General features: G+C 65.8%; 20 protein-coding genes and 1 tRNA gene. 9 read left to right on the top strand and 12 right to left on the bottom strand.

What is annotated here, in order from left to right; translation table 11 throughout:
* Positions 1-13: 13 nt before the first annotated feature.
* The 3 genes from ACVOMM_RS13575 to ACVOMM_RS13565 form a co-directional block, all read right to left on the bottom strand.
* Positions 14-148 carry a hypothetical protein gene (locus tag ACVOMM_RS13575; protein ID WP_258391179.1) on the bottom strand — a complete coding sequence of 45 codons (135 nt, stop codon included), beginning with the start codon at positions 146-148 and terminating at the stop codon, positions 14-16.
* A 138-nt stretch (positions 149-286) separates the two neighbouring features.
* Positions 287-1,237, bottom strand: a complete 951-nt coding sequence (locus tag ACVOMM_RS13570) for a DMT family transporter (RefSeq protein WP_180875947.1) — start codon at positions 1,235-1,237, stop codon at positions 287-289.
* 126 nt (positions 1,238-1,363) lie between these two features.
* A complete protein-coding gene (locus ACVOMM_RS13565) occupies positions 1,364-2,059 on the bottom strand; it encodes a helix-turn-helix transcriptional regulator (RefSeq protein ID WP_481526359.1) in 696 nt (231 codons plus the stop codon).
* A gap of 80 nt (positions 2,060-2,139) precedes the next feature.
* Between ACVOMM_RS13565 and ACVOMM_RS13560 the strand changes: the two genes are divergently transcribed.
* The gene (locus tag ACVOMM_RS13560; RefSeq protein WP_053516738.1) at positions 2,140-2,913 is read left to right on the top strand and encodes a DUF6491 family protein; all 774 of its coding nucleotides are present in this window, start codon (positions 2,140-2,142) and stop codon (positions 2,911-2,913) included.
* On the opposite strand, the gene ACVOMM_RS13555 is transcribed toward ACVOMM_RS13560, so the two are convergent.
* The 6 genes from ACVOMM_RS13555 to ACVOMM_RS13530 form a co-directional block, all read right to left on the bottom strand.
* Positions 2,910-3,965 carry a linear amide C-N hydrolase gene (locus tag ACVOMM_RS13555; protein WP_180875997.1) on the bottom strand — a complete coding sequence of 352 codons (1,056 nt, stop codon included), beginning with the start codon at positions 3,963-3,965 and terminating at the stop codon, positions 2,910-2,912. The genes ACVOMM_RS13560 and ACVOMM_RS13555 overlap by 4 nt on opposite strands.
* 83 nt (positions 3,966-4,048) lie before the next feature.
* Positions 4,049-4,477 (bottom strand): BLUF domain-containing protein, encoded by a 429-nt coding sequence (locus tag ACVOMM_RS13550; RefSeq protein WP_053516741.1) that lies wholly within the window; start codon positions 4,475-4,477, stop codon positions 4,049-4,051.
* A gap of 89 nt (positions 4,478-4,566) precedes the next feature.
* Positions 4,567-5,694, bottom strand: a complete 1,128-nt coding sequence (locus tag ACVOMM_RS13545) for a hybrid sensor histidine kinase/response regulator (protein WP_180875945.1) — start codon at positions 5,692-5,694, stop codon at positions 4,567-4,569.
* Positions 5,691-6,266 carry a chemotaxis protein CheB gene (locus tag ACVOMM_RS13540; protein WP_128988641.1) on the bottom strand — a complete coding sequence of 192 codons (576 nt, stop codon included), beginning with the start codon at positions 6,264-6,266 and terminating at the stop codon, positions 5,691-5,693. Before ACVOMM_RS13540 ends, ACVOMM_RS13545 begins: the two co-directional genes overlap by 4 nt.
* Entirely contained in the window at positions 6,266-7,090 is an 825-nt protein-coding gene (locus ACVOMM_RS13535; RefSeq protein WP_065175572.1) for a CheR family methyltransferase, read from the bottom strand. Before ACVOMM_RS13535 ends, ACVOMM_RS13540 begins: the two co-directional genes overlap by 1 nt.
* Positions 7,087-10,188, bottom strand: coding sequence for a response regulator (locus ACVOMM_RS13530; RefSeq protein WP_461289054.1), 3,102 nt, complete (start codon positions 10,186-10,188; stop codon positions 7,087-7,089). Before ACVOMM_RS13530 ends, ACVOMM_RS13535 begins: the two co-directional genes overlap by 4 nt.
* A 152-nt stretch (positions 10,189-10,340) precedes the next feature.
* Between ACVOMM_RS13530 and ACVOMM_RS13525 the strand changes: the two genes are divergently transcribed.
* Together ACVOMM_RS13525 and ACVOMM_RS13520 are read left to right on the top strand one after the other, a co-directional pair.
* Positions 10,341-11,495, top strand: a complete 1,155-nt coding sequence (locus ACVOMM_RS13525) for a two-component system sensor histidine kinase NtrB (protein ID WP_053516751.1) — start codon at positions 10,341-10,343, stop codon at positions 11,493-11,495.
* Positions 11,492-11,851, top strand: coding sequence for a response regulator (locus tag ACVOMM_RS13520; RefSeq protein ID WP_053516753.1), 360 nt, complete (start codon positions 11,492-11,494; stop codon positions 11,849-11,851). The genes ACVOMM_RS13525 and ACVOMM_RS13520 overlap by 4 nt, the downstream gene beginning before the upstream one ends.
* A gap of 15 nt (positions 11,852-11,866) precedes the next feature.
* Here the strand turns inward: ACVOMM_RS13520 and ACVOMM_RS13515 are convergent, their stop codons facing one another.
* The 3 genes from ACVOMM_RS13515 to ACVOMM_RS13505 all read right to left on the bottom strand — a co-directional run bounded on the left by ACVOMM_RS13515 (position 11,867) and on the right by ACVOMM_RS13505 (position 13,279).
* On the bottom strand, positions 11,867-12,001 hold the full coding sequence (locus ACVOMM_RS13515) for a hypothetical protein (protein WP_258012811.1): 135 nt from the start codon (positions 11,999-12,001) through the stop codon (positions 11,867-11,869).
* Between the two features lie 132 nt (positions 12,002-12,133).
* Positions 12,134-12,316, bottom strand: coding sequence for a hypothetical protein (locus ACVOMM_RS13510; RefSeq protein WP_053516755.1), 183 nt, complete (start codon positions 12,314-12,316; stop codon positions 12,134-12,136).
* Positions 12,317-13,202: 886 nt separating this feature from the next.
* Positions 13,203-13,279: transfer RNA gene (locus ACVOMM_RS13505), tRNA-Arg, on the bottom strand.
* A 109-nt stretch (positions 13,280-13,388) separates the two neighbouring features.
* Between ACVOMM_RS13505 and ACVOMM_RS13500 the strand changes: the two genes are divergently transcribed.
* From ACVOMM_RS13500 to ACVOMM_RS13475, 6 genes are all read left to right on the top strand, one after another.
* Positions 13,389-13,991 (top strand): phosphatase PAP2 family protein, encoded by a 603-nt coding sequence (locus tag ACVOMM_RS13500; protein ID WP_180875943.1) that lies wholly within the window; start codon positions 13,389-13,391, stop codon positions 13,989-13,991.
* Positions 13,992-14,068: 77 nt separating this feature from the next.
* Positions 14,069-14,401, top strand: a complete 333-nt coding sequence (locus ACVOMM_RS13495) for a hypothetical protein (RefSeq protein WP_053516758.1) — start codon at positions 14,069-14,071, stop codon at positions 14,399-14,401.
* A gap of 77 nt (positions 14,402-14,478) precedes the next feature.
* Positions 14,479-15,585: a polysaccharide biosynthesis/export family protein gene (locus tag ACVOMM_RS13490; RefSeq protein ID WP_461289052.1), complete on the top strand. Its 1,107-nt coding sequence runs from the start codon at positions 14,479-14,481 to the stop codon at positions 15,583-15,585.
* Between the two features lies 1 nt (position 15,586).
* Entirely contained in the window at positions 15,587-16,276 is a 690-nt protein-coding gene (locus ACVOMM_RS13485; protein WP_180875942.1) for a YjbF family lipoprotein, read from the top strand.
* Positions 16,277-16,281: 5 nt separating this feature from the next.
* On the top strand, positions 16,282-17,034 hold the full coding sequence (locus tag ACVOMM_RS13480; protein ID WP_481526358.1) for a capsule biosynthesis GfcC family protein: 753 nt from the start codon (positions 16,282-16,284) through the stop codon (positions 17,032-17,034).
* The gene (locus tag ACVOMM_RS13475) at positions 17,034-19,223 is read left to right on the top strand and encodes a YjbH domain-containing protein (RefSeq protein WP_065175567.1); all 2,190 of its coding nucleotides are present in this window, start codon (positions 17,034-17,036) and stop codon (positions 19,221-19,223) included. The genes ACVOMM_RS13480 and ACVOMM_RS13475 overlap by 1 nt, the downstream gene beginning before the upstream one ends.
* Positions 19,224-19,313 lie beyond the last annotated feature (90 nt).

Below are 19,313 nucleotides of genomic sequence, written 5' to 3'. Positions count from 1 at the left end.
TGGTTTTCGGGAGTTACACGAAGACGACGGGCCGCACCAGGGCAGTGGTGACGGTGGTGGTGGTAATGGTGGTGATGGCGACCGGTGCAGTCGGACGGCCCGCGGTAGCGGGTGCAATCAGGCTGGCGGTGGCGGCATCAAGGACCATGGCGGACAGAAAACACTGTTCGCCCCGCTGCTGTCAAGTGCTGCAGCGCAAAAACTCCCTGCGCCGATCATCTGTCAACGTGCCGTCATTTGGTTGCAACTGAGACAAAGCAGCGATCGTCGACTCTGAGATGTCCATTCAGCCGGCATGTTCGGCGATCGCGCGTGGCGCACGGTGGGCGTGCGCGCACAGCATCACCCCGGCGACCAGGAACACGATCGCCAATGCCTCCAGCACGGTTGGCCAGCGCTGCTGCCAGGCAAATGCGTACAGCAGCGCGAACAGGGTTTCGAACACGATCATCTGCCCGGTCAGGGTCAGCGGCAGCAGACGGCTGGCACGGTTCCAGAATGCGTTGCCCACGATCGACGCCACGACCGCGACACCTGCGCTGATGGCCCAGAATGCGCCCCATTGTGCGGTCGCGTGGCTGCCGGCAGACCCGGCGAAGGCCAGCGGTACCAGCAGCAGGGACAGTCCGCCGGTGGTGACACCCGTCAGCAACGACCAGTCATGGCTGGACAGATCCGGGCGCCGCGCCAGCCAGCGGCTGTTGCCGATCGAGTACAACGCCCACGAGAACAGTGCGCCGAAGGCACACAGCAGGCCGATCAGGCGCTGCCGCCAGGGCGTCGCCAGGTGTTCGGACATCAGCGCCTCCCACCCGACCAGGGCCACGCCGAGCACGCACAGCGCCAAGGCGGGCAACAGCTGCTTCAGGGGCACCGCCCCCTGCTCGCGCACGCCCACCAGGGTCACCACGACCGGAATCAGGCCGACGATCAGCGAGGCCGCAGCGCCACCGGCCCACTGCACGGCCGTGGCCAGCAGCAGGAAGTACACCAGGTTGCCCGCCAGGCTCAGCCACAGCAGGCCGTACCATTCTGCGCGCCCCAGCCTCGATGCCAGCCGCCTCCAGCGCGGCAGCAGCAGGATCACGGCGATGAGGCCATAGACCAGATAACGGCCGGCAGACAGCTGCAGGGCGTTGAACGTGTGCAGCACGGCAGGCGCCAGGAACACCACGCCCCACAGCGCGCCCGCGGCTACGCCATTGGCGATGCCCAGGACCATTGGATTGTTGCGCATTGCGGATTCTTCGGGGGAGAAGAGGCCGCGCAGTGTAGCCGCCCACCGGACGACCTCTCTTGACCCAGGCTATTGCTGTCCCGGCAGAGCCGGACGCACTCGGCGGCGTTCCCGCAGCGCCATGGATCAGAGGCTGCCCCGCCGCCAGGCCGCAGGGGTTACGCCGCTCTCCCGGCGCAGGGCTCGGGTCAATGCGCTCTGTTCGGAATACCCCGCGGCCAGCGCAATCTCGCTGATCGGCAGCGCAGTGGTCCGCAGCTGGTGCTTGGCCCAGCGCAGGCGGCAGGCACTGACCCAGGCCTGCGGACTCAAGCCGAATTCGCGCTGGAACAACGCATGCAGCCGGCTTTCGCTGACGCCGACGAATGCCGCCATGCGCGCGACCGGCCAGGGCTGCCCCGGGTCGGCCTGTACCGCCGTGCACAGCCCCTGCATGCGCGCGCCACTGCCTGCCGGTGCAAACACCCTCAGCAATGCAGGCAGCAGCAACGGCAGCGGCTGCCCCTGCCGCACCTCGGCCAGCCCCTGGCGCAGGGCCAGCGGCAGATGCAGCCACCGCTGCCTGCACAGGTGCTCCTGCGTGTCGTCGTCCAGAACATCCGGACCGCAATCAACGATCACGAAACCGTTCGGACCCTCCGCCTTCTGGTCATGCGCCTCGCCGGCGGCCACGAATGCGCCCTGCAGAAGGTCCAGCCGGCCGCCCCGCCCTTCCAGCTCGAACTGCAGCTCGCCCTGCAGTGGCAGCACCCATTGCGCGTAGTCGTGGCGATCCAGGCCGGTGGCCTGGCCATAGTGCCGGAGGTGGAAAATGGCGCCCATTCGGCAAGTCTGCGCGCCTGGCACCGGCGGTGCAATTCACTGCTATAGTCGGGCCGTCTATCCAGCAAGGAGTGCAGGTCATGGCATATCGACAGGTTTCCCTGGCTCTGGCCGCGAGCATCGGCCTGTCCCTTTCCGTCACCGCCAGCGGGCAGGAACGCCGGGCGCCGGCACCGCACTGCCTCGACGCCGTGGGCGTGCAGGAGGTGGAGCAGGCCTCGCCGCGCTCGATCGCCGTCCGTGCCGCTTCCGGCCAGGCCTACCGGATCGACTTCAGCGAAGACTGCCCGAACGTGCGTGCCGCCACCTCCCTGAAGCTGGAAGCGCCGGCAGGCTGGGCCTGCGGCCGCCCCAGCGAACGCGTTGTCGTGGACGGGCACAGCTGCGCGGTCAGCGCGGTCAGTCCAGTGCAGAACCGCGACTACGCCACTGTCGCCCGTGACAGTGACCGCCTGAGCACCGCGACCCTGCCTGCGGTGACCATCAGCGAGCGGCGCGAGCAGCGCCGCAGCTTCGGCGGATCGCCCGCCTACTGTTTTGCAACCCGCAACGTCCGTGCCTGGTCCTCCGATCAGCAGGGGCTGCTGGTGGAGACCAATCCACGCCGCAATGGCGGCCACCGCTACTACCGCGTCGAACTGGGCGGCAGTTGCCGCCAGCTGGACCGCGCGCCTCAGGTCAGCTTCCAGTCCGGGCTGCAGAACGGCCTGATCTGCGGCAATCCGGGTGATCGCATCCTCAGTGCCGAGTTCGAGCCCGGCGACGAGCGCGGCCTGGGGCCGCTGCCGCTGTACACCCGCGGCAGCTGCCAGATCCAGGCGGTCTACCCGGCCGCGACCCAGGCGTCGAACTAGCTCCCGACACCGAGGAAGGTGAACGGTGCGCTGGGAACGAAATGCTCCAGCGCATCGCCGGAGAAGGTGTTGCGCTGGTCCTTGCCCAGGTCCAGCTTGAGCACCTTGCCACCGAAGTCGATCCTGTTGAGGTCCACCCAGAACGTATTCGGCGTCATCGCGGACTCGAAGAAGTACAGGCGTCGCTTGTGGTCGGCCACGGTGCGCCAGCGCGTGGACGAGATATTGGGCTCGCCCGGCGTGGTGATTCCGTACGGCACCGAGACATTGCGGATCACACTGAACACACTGGCCAGTGCCACCACGGGGTCTTCCGCCTTGGGAATCGCATTGATGTAGAACGACGCGCGTGCAAAACGGTCGGCCGATCGGTTGGTGCCCGGCAGCATCACCGTGCCGCCGATCTGCTGCCAGTAGCTGTTGAGCGCAAGCTGATGCTCGAAGATGGGCGAATTCGTCATCACCTGGTAGCGGCGATCATGATGGATGACCTGACGGCCACCGATGTATTCCACGATCGCGCTGTCGCCGCTGGCATCGGACAGAGAGAGATGCAGGGTCGCCTGCCGGTCCTCGCCGGGCACCTTGTCGGTGACGATGGAGTACGGCTCACGCTGCAGCGCCGCCACGGCCTCTGCAACTGTCGCAAAATTATCCAGCACGTACTGCGCCCACAATGAAATGGCCAGGCCGGGCTTGCTGCCGCGCTGCTGCGGATACTCCGATTCCACCAGCCATAGCAGATTGGCGACCAGCCCCTTCTCGTTCATGCCATCGGTGGTCGACACGTCGTAGCCGGTGGCCACCACGCTGCCGTACCGTGCAGTCCATGCCAACGACTTCGGCCCGGCCTCGCCGGTCCGTGCAATTCCGCGCGGCAACACGTACAGGTTGGTCGCCACATCGACCTTCCAGTCCATCGACCGCGCCGTGATCACATCGCCGTTGTCACCCAGATAGACCGCACGTGTGCAGGCCAAGGCAGGCATTGCAGCGCCTGCCAGGGCCGCCACCAGCAGCGCGGCCCCTGTGTGCTTCATCATCCGTACCATGTTGCCCCCGTCCATGCCCTGGAGGTCCAATCTCAGCGCATGCAGGGTGAGACAGCGGTGAAGCCCGGCGCCCCTGCCGCGACTCAGCCGGCGTGGAGCGCCGGCTGCACGATGTCGGCGAGCAGGTCCACCGCCGTCGGCGCCGCGCGGTCGCCCTGCAGCGCACGGCTGAATCCGGCCCAGTCGCCCACCGTGAGTCCATGCAGCATGGACGCCTCCACCTGCAGGACACGCATCGCCCAATAGGGAAACTGGCGCTGGCCAAGCCTGCTGCGCGCCAGCTCGACGATGTCGACATGGCTGCCGGCCTGCAGGATGCGCTCATACACCGAATCAATACCATCCGGCGGCCCTTCGATGTACTGCAGGAAGCGCCCGCCATCATGCAGCAGCACCCCGGTCACGCCAGCCAGCTTGTTGAAACGGGCGGCGTCGTCCACCAGCGCCTGCAGGCGATCTGCGGAAAGATCCGGCAGCGCCTGGCTGACGTAGGCGATGGCTCGCAATGGCATAGCGCTTCCCTGGCAAGATGTGCAGCCACGGTAGCAGTTGCGGATGAGCCCGTCATAAGCGCGCGCCCCGCTTCCTGAAGAATTCAGATTCAGGCCATGTCCGGCCCACCGCAGCGCCGTGGCAGTGCTGCCTCCAGCACGACCTGCCCTGCGTCGTTGCGCGCGGTCAATCGACCGCCGTGAGCGCGCACGAACTGATCGACGATGTACAGCCCCAGGCCGAGGCCCTTGCTCTGGTGGAAGCTGGCCTTGAAGGGCTCGAACAGCCGCGGCAGCAGCGCCGCGTCGATGTGGCCGGCATTGCTGACCCGCAGCACCACCCGCTGCGGGTCACGCCCGTCCAGTTGGACATGTGCTTCGCCGGCATGCGTCAGTGCATTGCCGATCAGGTTCGATGCGACCTGCCCCAACCGATCCATGTCGCCCTGCAGGACGGTATCGCCCTGCGCCTGGAAGCGGATCCGCTCGAGTCCGTGGGCACTGCCCGCCTCCGCAATGACCGCGCGGGCCAGGGCGTCGAGGTCGCAGGTCGTGGTCTGCAATCGCAGGCCGCCGCTGCGGATGCGCGAGAAGTCCAGCAGCTGCTCGACCATCCGTGCCATGCGCAGCGTGCTTGCTTCCAGGTGCTGCAATGTCTGCTGCGCAGCGGAATTGCCCGCAGGCAGTTCCAGGCTGAGCTTGTCCGCGCAGAGCAGGATGGCGGACAGCGGCGTCCGCAGGTCGTGGGTAAGCACCGCGGCCATGGTCTCGTTCAACTTCAGCGCGCGCTCCAGGGCTTCGTTGCGCACCTTCAGCAGCTGCCGCTGCTGGTACAGCTCGATGAACACATTGACCTTTCCGAGGATCACCTGCGGCGCCACCGGCTTGTGCAGGAAATCCACCGCGCCGGTTTCGTATCCCTTGAACGCGCGCACCGGATCATCCGGCGACGCGGTGAGAAAGATGATCGGCACGTCGCGGCTGCGCAGCGAGCCCCGCATCAGTTCCGCCAGTGTGAAGCCATCGATCTCTGGCATGTGCACATCCAGCAGCGCCAGCGCCACCTCGTGCTCAAGCAGCAGTTCAAGCGCCTGGGCGCCGGAGCTGGCCAGCAGCAGGTTGACCCCCTCGCGCTGCAGCAGTGCCTGCATGGCCACCAGGTTCTGTGCAACGTCATCGACGATCAACAGGTTGACCGGGGCCTGGGACTGCGCAGGGTCCGGTGGCAACAGGTTCATGAAAACAACTCCTTCAAGCGGCGACACATCAGTTCAAGGGGCAGCACCGCATCGGCGCCGGCATGCTGCAGGGCCGAGGCCGGCATCATCGAAGCTTCGGCCTCTTCGGGGCATTGCAGCCAGGCGCGACCTCCCGCCTCGCGCACTGCCGCCACGCCCTCGGAGCCATCACTGCTGGCGCCGGTCAGCAGCAGTGCCAGCACGCGCGGACCAAACACCGCCGCGGCCGATTCAAACAGGGGGTCGATGGCCGGACGCGAATACAGCACAGGGGGATCGATCGACAGGGCAACCGAGGACCGGTCTTCCACCAGCAGGTGATAGTCCGGCGGCGCAAACGTCACCGTACCGCGCTCTATCGGCTGCTTGTCCTCCGCCTCGCGCACCGGCACCGCGCAATGCGGCGCCAGCACCTCGACGATGCGGCTGTTGCGGTCACGGGGCACATGCAGAACCACCAGCACCGGCACCGACAGGCCCGCCGGCAGCGCCTGCACGATGGCCTGCAGGGCAGCGACCCCGCCAGCGGATGCACCGACCACTATCACCTCCGGCAGACCGGCGTCATTCATCAGGCGACCTTCCGGTACAGCCGATGTTCGCGCGAACACACGTCGAACGCGTCGTGATGGCAACCGAACTGCAGCGACTCCTTGCTGCCCAGGCCGAGGAAGCCACGATGCACGAGCGCTTCCCGGAACAACCCCACGGCCCGGTCCTGCAGGTCCCGGTTGAAATAGATCAGCACATTCCGGCACGACACCAGGTGCACCTCGGAGAACACCGTGTCCGTCGCCAGGCTGTGGTCGGCGAACATGATGTTGCGTCGCAGGTGACGGTCGAACACGGCCCCGTCATACGCCGTCGAATAGTAGTCCGACAACGACGCCCTGCCCCCCGCCGCCAGATAATTGCGGCTGAACTGCGCCAGGCGATCGATCGGGTAGGCGCCGGCCTCGGCGGTCACCAGGGCCCCGGGATTGATATCGGTGGCATAGACGATGCTGCGCTCCAGCAGCCCTTCTTCGTGCAGCAGCACCGCCAACGACCACACTTCCTCGCCCGTGCTGCAGCCCGCCACCCACAGCTTCACCGAAGGATAGGTGCGCAGCACCGGCACCACCTGCTCGCGCAGGGTGCGGAAATATGCCGGGTCCCGGAACATTTCCGAGACCTGCACGGTGAAGAACTGCATCGCCTGAGTGAAAAGCTCCGGCTCGTGGAGCAGGCGATGCTGCAGGTCCGACAGCTTCTCGCACTCGTAGCGCTGCATGGCCTGACGCATGCGCCGTCGCAGCGACGACACCGCGTAGCTGCGGAAGTCGTAGTGGTAGCGCTGATAGATCGCCTCCAGCAGCACCTTCAGCTCCAGGTCGAACAAGGCCTGCTCGTTCATTGACGCGAGCACCACACCCGGCACAGCGAGACCAGCTTGTCGACATCGATCGGCTTGGCGATGTAGTCGTTGGCGCCGGCCTGCAGGCAACGCTCGCGGTCATCGGGCATGGCTTTCGCGGTCAACGCGATGATCGGGAGGTCCTGCAGGTGGCGCTGCGCCCGGATCTCGCGCATCGCCGTCAGACCATCCTTCTCCGGCATCATGATGTCCATCAGCACCAGGTCCACCTCGCGCTGCGCCAGCCGATCGACCGCCTCCTGGCCGTTGCGCGCGATCTCCAGGTTGACACCCAGCGGCTCGAGCACGCTCGACAGCGCGAAGATGTTGCGCACATCATCCTCGGCCAGCAGTACGGTGCGCCCATCAAGGATGGTGTCGCGCCGGCGCGCCTCGCGCAGCAGGCGCTGCTGATCGGTGGGCAGGCTCGCCTCCACGCTGTGCAGGAACAGGGTGACCTCGTCCAGCAGGCGCTCGGGAGAGCGCGCACCCTTGATGATGATGCTCTTGGAATAACGACGCAGCCGTTGTTCTTCCTCGCGGCTGAGCGCACGTCCGGTGTAGACGATCACCGGCGGGAAGCCGACGTCATCATTGCCGGCCATGTGTTCAAGCAGGTCGTAACCGCTGCCGTCCGGCAGGGAAAGATCCATCACCATGCAGTCGAACGTGACACTGCTGAGCTGCTCCAGCGCTGCGGCCAGTGTGCCGACGGCGACGATCTGCAGTTGATCACGCCCCAGCAGCAGCTCCAGATTGCGCCTCAGCTCGCTGTCATCCTCGACGATCAGCAGGCGCCTGACATCGCGTTGGCTGGTCTGCTCGAGCTGCTCGATGGCCGCCGCCAGCCGCTCGCGCGTGGTCGGCTTGATCGCATAGCCGATCGCGCCCAGCTCACGGGCCACTTGGCTGCGGTCCATCGCCGAGACCACGTGCACGGGGATGTGCCGCGTGTCCGGGTTGCGCTTCAGACGCTCCAGCACGCTCAGACCTGACACGTCGGGCAGGCCGATGTCGAGCAGGATGCCGTTCGGCCGTAGTTCGGCAGCCAGCGCCAGCGCTTCCTCTGCCGTGCCGGCAACCACGCAGTCGAAGTCCAGTTCATGCGCCAGCACCACCAGCGCTTCGGCGAATGCCACGTCGTCCTCCACCGCCAGGATCAGGCGTCCCATGCGCTGCCGCCGGCCACGATCATCTGGAACGTGTGTGGCAGCTGCGGGCGGGGGCGCAGGCGCAGTCGGCGCCATCTGTGCAACCACCGGACGCGCTGCCGGAGTGGCCACGCGCGCGGGCTCCGCTCCCGGCTCCGGCGCGGACACGGGGGCGCCCTGCAGCGGAAGCTCCAGCACGAAGCAGCTGCCACGCCCCGGTTCGCTGTCCACCTGGATTTCGCCGCCCATGCGGGCAGCCAGGTCGCGCGAGATCGACAGGCCCAACCCGGTGCCGCCATAGCGCCGGCGGGTGCTGCCATCAGCCTGGCGGAAAGCCTCGAAGATCACCTGCAACTGCTCCCGCGCGATGCCGATGCCCGTATCACAGACCTCGAAGCGGATGCGGCCACTGCCGCCGGGACGCACGTGCAGGCTGACCTTGCCGTGCTCGGTGAACTTCAGTGCATTGGCCAGAAGGTTCTTCAGAATCTGCTGCAGGCGCTGGCTGTCCACCACCAGCTGACCCGGCGCCAGCGCATCGGCGCTGATCTCCAGGGCAAGCCCCTTCTGCCGCGCGATCGGATCGAAGGTCTCGCGCAGCCGCTGCAGCGCGCTGTCGACCGCGACCACTTCATCGCTCAGTTCGACATGCCCGGCTTCGATGCGCGACAGGTCGAGAATGTCATTGATCAGCGCCAGCAGATCGTTGTTCGACGACAGGATTGCCCGTGCGTACTTCACCTGCTCTTCGGTGAGCGTACCGTCCTTGTTGTCGGCCAGCAGCTTGGCCAGGATCAACGAGCTGTTCAGCGGCGTACGCAGCTCGTGCGACATGTTGGCCAGGAACTCGGACTTGTAGCGCGACGTCGCCGCCAGCTCGTTGCTGTTGCGCACCAGCTGGCTCTGCGCAACCAGTAGGGCCTGCTTCTGCGCCTCCAGCTCGTGCGTGCGCTCCTCAAGCTGTACGTTGCTCTGCTCCAGTTCGGCCTGCTGCTGTTCCAGATGGGTCTGCGACTGCAGCAGGCTGCGGCTCTGCTCTTCCAGCTCCTCGTTGGCCACGCGCAGTTCTTCCTGCTGGGCCTGCAGCTCCTCTCCCTGGCGCTGCGACTCCTCCAGCAGCACGACCAGCTGCGCGCGCAGCAGCGACGCCCGCAGGGCCATGCCGATGGTGTCGCCACAGCGCTCCAGCAGTTCGCGGTCCAGATCACGCTGTTCGCCGACGCTGGATCGACCCAGCTCGACGATGCCGACCACGGCACCGTCACTGGTGATCGGTGCAAGGATCCGCTCACGCACCGGAACCCGCCCCAGGCTGCTCTGGAGTTCAAGTACCGAGGCCTCATCGCCCTGCAGGTGGCGGGTGCGCAGGTCGCGCGCGACCTGTCCGGCCAGCCCCTCCTGCAGCGCCAGCGACGTCGGCATGCCGGCCGGCAACGCCAGTCCGCCCGTCAGTTGCAGACGGCCGCCCTCAAGCCGGTACACGGCGCCGACATCGGCCTGCAGCTGCGAGGCCAGGCTGGTCGCCGCCGCCTCGGCGATCTGCTCCGGCCCCAGGTCTCCCCGCAGGCTCATGGCCACGGCGTTCTCCGCCTCCTGCAGCCACAGGGCGCGCATGGCCTGCCGGCGCGCCTGGATGGCGCGGGACACGATCAGCGCGATCATCAGGAAGGCCGCACCGCCGATGGTGCGATTCACCAGCGAGAATGCCGAATTCGTGCTTGCCGGGGCGATGTGATAGCCCACCATCAGCAGCGCGCAGGCCAGCACCGCGACCACGAACGGTGCGCGTGCACTCCGCTGGAACACCGTCACGCCAACGGCCAGGAAGTAGGCCAGCCACACCGCATAACCCAGAGGCACGACAAGTTCCAGTGCGATGGTTGCGGCCAGCAATGCGGCAGCAGTCATCCATATCCAGCGGTCGCGCGAGGTTGCACCGGGACGCATACGGGGCGATTCCAGAAGGCAAAGAAGTGCGTGATGGTACCCCGTGTCGTATTCAGCCGCATACGACCAATGGCACGGGTCATCCCTGCACACATCCTTCACACTGCAGTGCCTAGCTTTCCGGCCCTCACAGGGGTAATGCTCATTTCCACGTGGACGCACCCGCTTCTACGAGGTCCGCTCTGACGGACACTTCCCAACAGCTGCGCCTGCTGATAGACAGCGTGCGGGACCATGCGCTGTATCTGCTCGATCCCGAGGGCATCGTCTGCAGCTGGAACCCCGGGGCCGAACGCATCAAGGGGTATGCAGCCGAGGAAGTCATCGGGACCCACTTCGGACGCTTCTACCTGCCAGCAGACCGCGACGCCGGCGAGCCGCAGCGGCTGCTCCGGCTGGCCGCGCAGCAGGGTCATTGCTCCGCCGAAGGCTGGCGCGTCCGTCGCGACGGCGCCTCGTTCCGCGCCAGCATCGTGATCGAGCCGGTGCTGGAGAACGGCGAACTGCTCGGCTACGTCAAGATCACCCGCGACATCACCGAACAATGGCAGGCGCAGCGCCTGCTGCGTGACGCACAGCGTGCACTCCGGCAGACCCAGCAGTTCGAGACGGTCGGCCGGTTGAGTCGTGGGCTCTCGCATGAATTCAATAATCTGTTGACCACCATCGGCAACGCACTGGATCTGCTGGCGCTGCGCGTGGGCAGTGATCCGCGGGCCCACGAACTGCTTTCCACTGCACAGACGGCGACCGACCGCGGCGCATTGTTGACCCGCCAGTTGCTTGCCTTCAGCACCGGGCAGACCCTGATCCGTGAACCGGTGGACGTCAACGAACTGATCGTCGAGTCCTTGCCGGGCCTGCGGCGCGCGCATGCCTCGGGTACACTGCTGGGCACGGAACTGGCTCACGATCTGCCGCCGGTCTGCACCGACGCGCTGCAGCTGCAGACCGCCCTGGCGAACCTGGTCGCGAACGCTGTCGAAGCCACGGCCGATGGCGGCCACGTGCTGATCGCCACCGCACTGGAGCATCGCCTTGATCCGGATGGAGAGGCTGGCCAGCAGCGCCGATACGTGACGGTGAGCGTGCGTGACCAGGGGCGTGGCATGCCCGTCGATGTGGCGGAACGCGCGACAGAGCCTTTCTTCACCACCAAGGACATCGGCAAAGGCAGCGGACTGGGCCTGAGCCAGGTGTTCGGATTCACCACCCAGAGCGGCGGCTTCGTCGATGTCTCCACCACGCCAGGCGTCGGCACCACAGTCAGCCTGCTGTTACCCGCACTAGAGGAACCCGCCCCATGACCGATGATCCGATCCGCGTGCTGATGGTGGAGGACCAGACCGACCTGCGCGAAATGATAGGGCTGGCCCTGCGCGATTTCGGCATCGACGTGGCGACCACGGCCGACGGTCATGAAGCAGTGGCCCTGTTGCGCGGCGATACCCGCTTCGACGTGGTGTTCAGCGACGTCAGCATGCCCAATGGCATGTCCGGCATTGAACTGAGCGAACACGTCGCGCGCGACCAGCCGCACGCCCGCATGATCCTCTCCTCCGGCTATGCGCGTTCGCAGCTGCCTCCCCTGCCCGAACAGGTCGAGTTCCTGCCCAAACCCTATCGGCTGCGGCAACTGGTGGAGCTGCTCAGGCAGGACTGAGCCTCGCCAAGTGCGTCAGGGGAGTTTTTCCCTGTCCGCACGCCTGCTGCGGCCCCTGCGCCGACGGTGAACCCGGCTGCAGATTTCAAGAATTCCGAGCACGCAGGCGAACACCGCGGCCACTTTGCCAAGGGCGATCAGCAGGTGCATGGCGACTCCCGTCTGGACCGAAGGCGTGCAGGTGGCCGGGTACCCCTCCCGGCATTGGGGGCCACTGTAGGCCCGGCAAACCCATGCAGCCCGCAGACTGCTATGCGTTTCCGGCAAGAATCACCCGCGGACTCAGTCATCCAGAGAGTCGGCCTCGCCCGGTTTCCGGCTGATCCGTGATCTTCGCCAGCCGCCGTGGGAACGGAAGTAGCCGGTATCCCCGCTGACGGTATAGCGCAGCGCTGCCCACGCGGCGGCGACCAGGGAGGCCTGCCAGCCCCGCGCCTTGCGGAAGGCGTACTGGAAACGCCCCATCACCCGGCCGCCGGGGGGATGATCGGGAAGGCGGGGCGGCGTGCGCGTCCAGGGAAGACGGCATGGCCCACCCGGCAGCACAGGGGGACGGCGCCCGGTCCGACGCCAACGGACGTCACGGCATTGCGATTCATTCGGATCCTGCTGGTCATGGGGGAAGCGCTGCGCACGGCAGGCTCAAGGCCTGCCACGAGTCCCCCTGCCGACCCGTCACGCTGCAGTGAAACTGGGCGCTGAGCAGTTAGCCTTGTGTGAAAACGGCTTGCTTACCTGACTGGATGTTCAGGCTCCCCGCCCCTCTCGCGAACCCTCGGCCCTCACCAGAACGAAATAAGGGCTGTCAAGAACGAGAGTCTTAACAGTTCATGCTGTATGGTCACTGCATTCGGCTTCTCTTCGGCGCGAAATTCCTCGCCTCCGTGTCCAGCCCCTGACCGGCAAGACACATGACCACTCCTGTTGCATTCCGGATCCTGCGGATCCGCCCTTTGCTGCGCCTGGATGCCACCATCGAACGGCTGGATTCCGTGCAGGCCAAGTGCAAGTCATGTGGGGACGAATCACGGATGTCGCATGGGTGCGGGCTCACCGATGTGCACGGGGGTGTGCAACTGAGGTGTCCCGCCTGCGGCTCGATCGATGTCTTGACGGCGGCGGATGCCTGGGGCCACTGGGTGCAGCAGATCAGGCACGATCGAATACTCGCACTCGCTGGCCTGTTGCCAGAGGACCTGGATCGCCCCTAGGTGAGCCTGGCGGAAGGCAGACCAGGCCGCCGCACGCCCTTTTCCAACGCACTGTGGCGGGTGGCAAGCACGCCGCAGCGAAGACAGCACGCCGCAAGCAGAAGCGGTACCCGCCTGATCATCTGCGGGCAATTGACCGATGGTGACCCCGGCCCGATTCGAACGGGCGACCTTCCCCTTAGGAGGGGGACGCTCTATCCAGCTGAGCTACGGGGCCTTGCGCAAGCGGTAAAGCATACCGCGTCCAGCTGAATGGACCAAGCCACCGACGATCGCCGCGCCATCGGCGGCAGGTATGCTGGCCGCCCCCACATCAGTCCCACCGGATGTCCGAGTTCTGGCTTTTCCTCTCCAATTTGGGCGACAGCCGCTGGCTGCTGCCCATGGCCATGGTGCTGCTGCTGGCATTGCCGCGAAGCGAATCGTCCTTGAGGCGACGCTGGGCCGTCGCCATCGCCGTGACCGCCGGACTGACCTTGGCCTCCAAGCTGGCGTTCATGGGCTGGGGGCTGGGCATTCAGCGTCTGGACTTCACCGGCATTTCCGGGCACGCCGCCATGTCCAGCGTGGTGTACCCGGTGGCTCTATGGCTGACGGTGAGCACTGGCGAACGCAGGGACCTCCGCTGGTTCGCTGCAGGCTCTCTGCTGGCCGGTGCAATCGCGTATTCACGACTGCCTGTTCAGGCACACTCGACATCGGAGGTCATCTCCGGCCTGGCTCTGGGCCTGGCTGCAAGCTGCGCGGTGCTGGGGACATCGGTCGCCCACTCGCGGCCGAAAGTCCGGGTGCTGTTGCTGGCCTGCGTGACGGGGCTGGTGGTTCCGGCGGCCATTTCGGATCTTCGGACACACGATCTCATCAGGGACGCCGCCAAGCTGCTGTCGGGGCGAAGCAGCACGCATGAGCGGCATGACCTCGGGAACTGAACCCGGCGCTTGACACTGCGGGCCTTCCGCCGCAAGATTGGGGTGAAATTTTCCCTAACGGAGTAGGTGCCTCTCCCATGTTCAAGAAGACGATCGCCGTTCTGGCCCTGGCGGCATTCTCCGCCTCCCCGATGATGGCCTTCGCGCAGGACGCGCAGGCAACCACTGACGCCGAGACCCCGGCTGCCGAAGTGACCGCCGGCGCTGAAGCCGCTGGCTATTCGAACGCTGCCATTTTCGGCACCACTGTAGTCGGCATTGCAGCCGCAGCTGTGGCTTACAGCATCGGTGGCGACAGCAGCAGCGGCAGCGACGACAATGGTGGCGGCGAACCCGGTGGTCCGGGTCCGGGCGGCCCAGGCACCGGCGGTACGGGTGGCACTGGCGGGACCGGCGGCACCGGCGGCTGATTCGCCCTGCTGTTCGAGCAAGCCCTCGCCGGGCAATGCACGGCGGGGGTTTTTTATGCCTGTCGGAAACCCACCACATGAACATGAAGCCTCTCCGTATTCTCGCCACTGCACTCACTGTGCTGGCCGTTTCCGGCTGCGCATTCGCGCCAGGTCAGCACCTGCGCCGAAGTGATGTCACTTCGCAGAGCAGCGACGATGGCCGACTGGAAATCGTCACCATCACCTCCAAGCTGATCGCCCAGGAGCATGCAGCTCGCAACGAACAGACGCTTCCTGCCGAGCTTTTCGATTACCAGCCTTCCCCTTACCAGGTCGGCATCGGTGACATCCTCTACGTGACGGTCTGGGATCACCCTGAACTCACCGTACCCGCCGGCTCCCAACAACAGGGCGCGCTCGCCGGTCGTCTGGTGCAGAGCGATGGCACGCTGTTCTACCCCTACATCGGGAAGGTCAAGGCGGCGGGCAAGACCCCGTCTGAGATCCGTGAGGAAATCAGCCGGCGCCTCGCGCAGTACGTGGAATCGCCGCAGGTGGATGTGTCGGTCCTCAACTACGGCAGCCAGCGGGTGTGGGTCACCGGCGCGGCCGAGCGGTCCTCGCCCGTCCCACTCGGTACCTCGCCGCTTACCCTGACCGATGCCATCAGCCAGGCCGGACTGAACGCAGCCCAGGCGGATCTCTCGGGCATCCAGTTCAGCCGCGACGGAGTGAGCTACACCATCAACCTTGAAAGTCTGGCCAAGGAACATGGTGGGCGCCAGCTGTTCCTGAAGGATGGCGATTCAATTTATATCCCCTATCTGGATCGCAAGGAGGTCTTCGTCGTTGGCGAGGTCAACCTGCCAGGCGCGTACAGCTTCCGGACTGGCGACGTCACATTGAACCAGGCGCTCGGTCGTGCACGCGGGCTGCTGCAGCAGACGGCCAATGGCAATGCGGTATACGTCATCCGCGGCAGCACCGATCTGCAGCAGGAGCCTTCGGTGATCTATCAGCTGGAAGCACGCTCACCAACAGCATTTGCCGTTGGCAGCCAGTTCAAGCTGCAGCCCGGGGACGTGGTGTTTGTCGGCGCCGCAGGTGTGAGCCGCTGGAACCGCTTCGTCAACCAGCTGCTGCCCTTCACCAATATCCTCTACACGGCCGCGCGCACCGGAACCGAAGTCAGGGACAACTGACATGGCGCGCACGGGAGCAGCCTCGGTGCGTTCATTCCGACGCACTTCAAGCCGTCTATTGCGCATAGCGTTGATCGCCGTGGCGCTCGTGCTTGCCGGTTGCACCACCGGCAGCCGGGCAACGGCGGACAGCTTCCGGCTGTTGCTGCACAAGCCCGTTGAGGTCAGCCCCGCTACCGTGGCGGCAAATCGCTTCCCGCAGGTGCTGGTCGAGACACGTGACCTGACCGCGGTGGCCGTTCTTGGCTACGTTGATGGTGGCCGGCAGCAGTGGTACGCCGGCACGCATGCCGTGATCGAGCTGGACGGCAACGGCGTGCTGCTGGGCTCAAGCGGGCTGGGACGTCAGTTGCAGACGCGGATCATCGGCGCGTCCCCCTTCGACCGCCTGACTTCGTTAAGCGGACCGGCACAGGTGCAACGCCAATACGACTGGATGTCGTCGTATCAGCTCGGCGTTGTCGTCACCGGCACGCTGACACCCGGCGCCACCGAGGAGGTCAGGATTCTCGGCCGCACCCGCACCCTGCAGCGATTCGTCGAGCATCTCCAGGGCGGTGGAATGGACGCGCAGAACATCTACTGGGCGGACCCGGCGACCGGATTCATCTGGAAGAGCCGGCAGCATCTTGCCCCCGGGTACGTCGTGGAACTCACCCAGCTCAAGCCCTACCGTGCCCCGAAGGGATGACAGGCATGAACACTCGAATTCTCTGCCTGATGCTGTCGGCACTACCGTCACTGTGCTTGGCGCAGGCACCGTCTACCGTCCGCGTCGAGGGTGCGGTGGCCCATCCCGGTGACCAGGCCATCCAGCCGGAGCGGCGACTGGCCGATGCGGTTGTCCAGGCCCAGCCTGCGGCCGACGCCTATCTGCTCGGCAGCAGCTATCTTCGCCGCCAGGCGCTCGTTGAACAGGTCCGACTGCGTGCCGGAATCCTGCATGGCCTGACGCAGCTTCAGCTCAACGCGGATCCGGCCGTCGTCGAAACCGCGGCGGCCATCCAGCAATGGGTACAGGCGCACGCTGCAACCGGACGTGTACCGACGGTGATCTCGCCACGCCTGATGCAGGTGCAGCCGCAGAGCAATCCGGTGCTCATGGCCGGCGATGTACTCCGCATTCCCGTCCGACCTGATCACATCACGGTCCTCGGCGCGGTCCGAACCAGCTGCACTGTCCACCACTCCCCGCAGCGCGATGCGCGGGACTATCTGCGTGACTGCCCACCCAGCGCGGCCGCCGATCCCGACTCGCTCTACATCGTGCAACCCGATGGCCGGGTTCAGCAACAGGGCATTGCACTCTGGAACCGCGCGGATCCCCAGGCGGTCGCCCCTGGCGGTTCGATCTATGTTCCGTTGCGCGAATCGGTGCTGAAATCCATCGACCCGGCATTCAACAACGATCTTGCCACCTTCATCGCCACCCAGCCTGTCAGCCCGTAATGACCGACATTCCCCAGCGTGCACGCGTGCCGCGCCCAGCCCGCTTTGCGCTGACCGCGCTCGCCTTGTCACTGAGTGCCGCGTTGCAGGCCCAGGAAGCCCCTCCGCCGACCGCCAACGAATGGGGCGGCATCGGCCTCCTGCAGACACCGACGGCACGCATGGCGCCCGACGGCGACCTCAGCTTCACGGCCTCGCACAATTCCCCGTACAGCCGCTACAACCTCACGCTGCAACCGTTCCCCTGGCTTGAGAGCACGTTCCGCTACATCAACGTGTCCAACATCCGCTATGGTCCGAACATCGCGGGAGACCAGAACTACAAGGACAAATCGATCGACTTCAAGCTGCGGCTCTGGCAGGAATCACGATGGCTGCCGGAGCTTGCCTTCGGTGTACGCGACCTCGGTGGTACCGGCTTCTTCTCCAGCGAATATCTGGTTGCCAGCAAGAATCTGGGGCCCATCGACGCCTCCATCGGCCTGGCGACCGGCTACATCGGCAACCGCGGCGATTTCGCCAATCCGCTGGGAGCGATCGACGATCGATTCAAGAATCGACGCCCCATCGCGGGCAGCAACATCAACGACGCCGGTCGCTTTGGTCTGGACAACATGTTCAAGGGCCCGGTCGGCGTCTTTGGCGGCATCACCTATCAGACGCCGCTGGATTCGCTGCTGGTCAAGGTCGAGTACGACGGTAACGACTACCGCCGTGAGCCGCGCGGGAACAATCTGGAACAGCGCACCCCCATCAACGTGGGGCTGGTGTACGTCCCCAACCGCAACGTGGAACTCACCGCCGCGTGGGAACGCGGTGACGCGGCGATGTTCTCGCTGACCTGGCGCGGCAATCCCGGCCATGCAGTGTCTGCGCCCAAGCCTTTCGATCCTCCGCCGCAACGGATCGTGCCTCGCGACCCGCAGGCAGCCGCGGTTGCCGCGACCGCAGTGCCCGACGCCGGCGCCACGACAGCAGAAGGCGGCCCGGACTGGGCTGCCATCAGCGCCGACCTCACCCAGAATGCGGGCTTCCGGGTCGAGCGCATCTCCCGCCGCGGCGATGAGCTCTACGTGGACGGCTACCAGAACCGATACCTCCACAACGCCAAGGGCCTGGGCCGCGCCGGCCGCATCCTGGCCAATGCGACGGGTGACGAGTACGAGTGGTTCACGCTGCGGACAACACGACTGGGAATGCCCATCGTGGACACCTCCGTCGCCCGCGATGCCCTCGTGGGCTATCTGGATGGTCGAGTCAGCGAGGACGTGCTACGTCGCAGCACCGAGGTGCAGTCTCCCGACGACGTCACTCGCCAGACGTTGTATGAACCCAGGACACGCCCCTATGGCGGCGGCTTCAACATCGGCTACCGACAGAATCTCGGTGGCCCGGATGGTTTCATCCTTTACCAGATTGCCGCCAATTATTCCGGAAGCCTGTTCGTACGCCCCAACATGTGGCTTACAGGAACCGTCAGCGCCAACCTGATCAACAATTACGACAAGTTCAAGTACAACGCCCCAAGTCGACTCCCGCGCGTGCGCACCGATCTGCGCAGGTACATGGTGGACTCGGACGTAGTGTTGCCAAATCTGCAGTTCAATGTGGCTGGGCGTCTGGGCCGCGATCTCTATGGCATCGCCTACGCGGGTTATCTGGAGTGGATGTATGCCGGCGTAGGCGGTGAACTGCTGTATCGTCCCGGCGGTGAGCGATGGGCCGTCAGCGCGAACCTGAATCGCGTGCAGCAACGCGACTTCGATCAGCGCTGGGATCTGCGCGACTACAAGGTCACGACCGGGCACGCCACCTTCTACTACAGTTTCGACGCCCGCGAGCGCATCGTCGGCTCGCTGTCCGTCGGCCAGTATCTGGCCGGGGACAGGGGCGCAACCCTGGACGTCGCCCGCGTCTTCGACAATGGCGTCACGATGGGTGCCTATGCAACGAAGACCAACGTTTCCGCACGCGATTTCGGCGAAGGCAGTTTCGACAAGGGAATCTACATAAGCGTCCCGCTGGACGGATTCCTGCCACGGTCGACACGCGGACGAGCCGCGTTCAACTGGAATCCCCTGATCCGCGACGGTGGCGCCATGCTCAGCCGCAAATATTCGCTGTACAACATCACCGGCGATCGCGACGAGCGATTCTTCTACGACAACATCCGCTCGATCGACGATTGACCTGCCGGAACGCAGCAGGGGGGGGCCCACGCCGCCCGGCGGGCCGGGGCCCCGGGGGGGGCCACCAGGGTGAGGACCCACCGTTGAATG

The organism is Stenotrophomonas sp. STEN009 (assembly GCF_056760395.1).
Note: the sequence above shows the minus strand (reverse complement) of the source record. Positions and strands in the feature narration are given on the sequence as shown.

Excerpts from the sequence above, each read along its gene's own strand:
- ACVOMM_RS13570 (WP_180875947.1), bottom strand. The coding sequence starts at position 1,237 with ATGCGCAACAATCCAATGGTCCTGGGCATCGCCAATGGCGTAGCCGCG.
- ACVOMM_RS13490 (WP_461289052.1), top strand. The coding sequence starts at position 14,479 with ATGAACATGAAGCCTCTCCGTATTCTCGCCACTGCACTCACTGTGCTG.
- ACVOMM_RS13520 (WP_053516753.1), top strand. The coding sequence starts at position 11,492 with ATGACCGATGATCCGATCCGCGTGCTGATGGTGGAGGACCAGACCGAC.
- ACVOMM_RS13575 (WP_258391179.1), bottom strand. The coding sequence starts at position 148 with ATGGTCCTTGATGCCGCCACCGCCAGCCTGATTGCACCCGCTACCGCG.
- ACVOMM_RS13500 (WP_180875943.1), top strand. The coding sequence starts at position 13,389 with ATGTCCGAGTTCTGGCTTTTCCTCTCCAATTTGGGCGACAGCCGCTGG.
- ACVOMM_RS13540 (WP_128988641.1), bottom strand. The coding sequence starts at position 6,266 with ATGAATGACGCCGGTCTGCCGGAGGTGATAGTGGTCGGTGCATCCGCT.
- ACVOMM_RS13475 (WP_065175567.1), top strand. The coding sequence starts at position 17,034 with ATGACCGACATTCCCCAGCGTGCACGCGTGCCGCGCCCAGCCCGCTTT.
- ACVOMM_RS13545 (WP_180875945.1), bottom strand. The coding sequence starts at position 5,694 with ATGAACCTGTTGCCACCGGACCCTGCGCAGTCCCAGGCCCCGGTCAAC.
- ACVOMM_RS13550 (WP_053516741.1), bottom strand. The coding sequence starts at position 4,477 with ATGCCATTGCGAGCCATCGCCTACGTCAGCCAGGCGCTGCCGGATCTT.
- ACVOMM_RS13530 (WP_461289054.1), bottom strand. The coding sequence starts at position 10,188 with ATGCGTCCCGGTGCAACCTCGCGCGACCGCTGGATATGGATGACTGCT.
- ACVOMM_RS13555 (WP_180875997.1), bottom strand. The coding sequence starts at position 3,965 with ATGGTACGGATGATGAAGCACACAGGGGCCGCGCTGCTGGTGGCGGCC.
- ACVOMM_RS13485 (WP_180875942.1), top strand. The coding sequence starts at position 15,587 with ATGGCGCGCACGGGAGCAGCCTCGGTGCGTTCATTCCGACGCACTTCA.
- ACVOMM_RS13495 (WP_053516758.1), top strand. The coding sequence starts at position 14,069 with ATGTTCAAGAAGACGATCGCCGTTCTGGCCCTGGCGGCATTCTCCGCC.
- ACVOMM_RS13480 (WP_481526358.1), top strand. The coding sequence starts at position 16,282 with ATGAACACTCGAATTCTCTGCCTGATGCTGTCGGCACTACCGTCACTG.
- ACVOMM_RS13560 (WP_053516738.1), top strand. The coding sequence starts at position 2,140 with ATGGCATATCGACAGGTTTCCCTGGCTCTGGCCGCGAGCATCGGCCTG.
- ACVOMM_RS13510 (WP_053516755.1), bottom strand. The coding sequence starts at position 12,316 with ATGGGGCGTTTCCAGTACGCCTTCCGCAAGGCGCGGGGCTGGCAGGCC.
- ACVOMM_RS13535 (WP_065175572.1), bottom strand. The coding sequence starts at position 7,090 with ATGAACGAGCAGGCCTTGTTCGACCTGGAGCTGAAGGTGCTGCTGGAG.
- ACVOMM_RS13565 (WP_481526359.1), bottom strand. The coding sequence starts at position 2,059 with ATGGGCGCCATTTTCCACCTCCGGCACTATGGCCAGGCCACCGGCCTG.
- ACVOMM_RS13515 (WP_258012811.1), bottom strand. The coding sequence starts at position 12,001 with ATGCACCTGCTGATCGCCCTTGGCAAAGTGGCCGCGGTGTTCGCCTGC.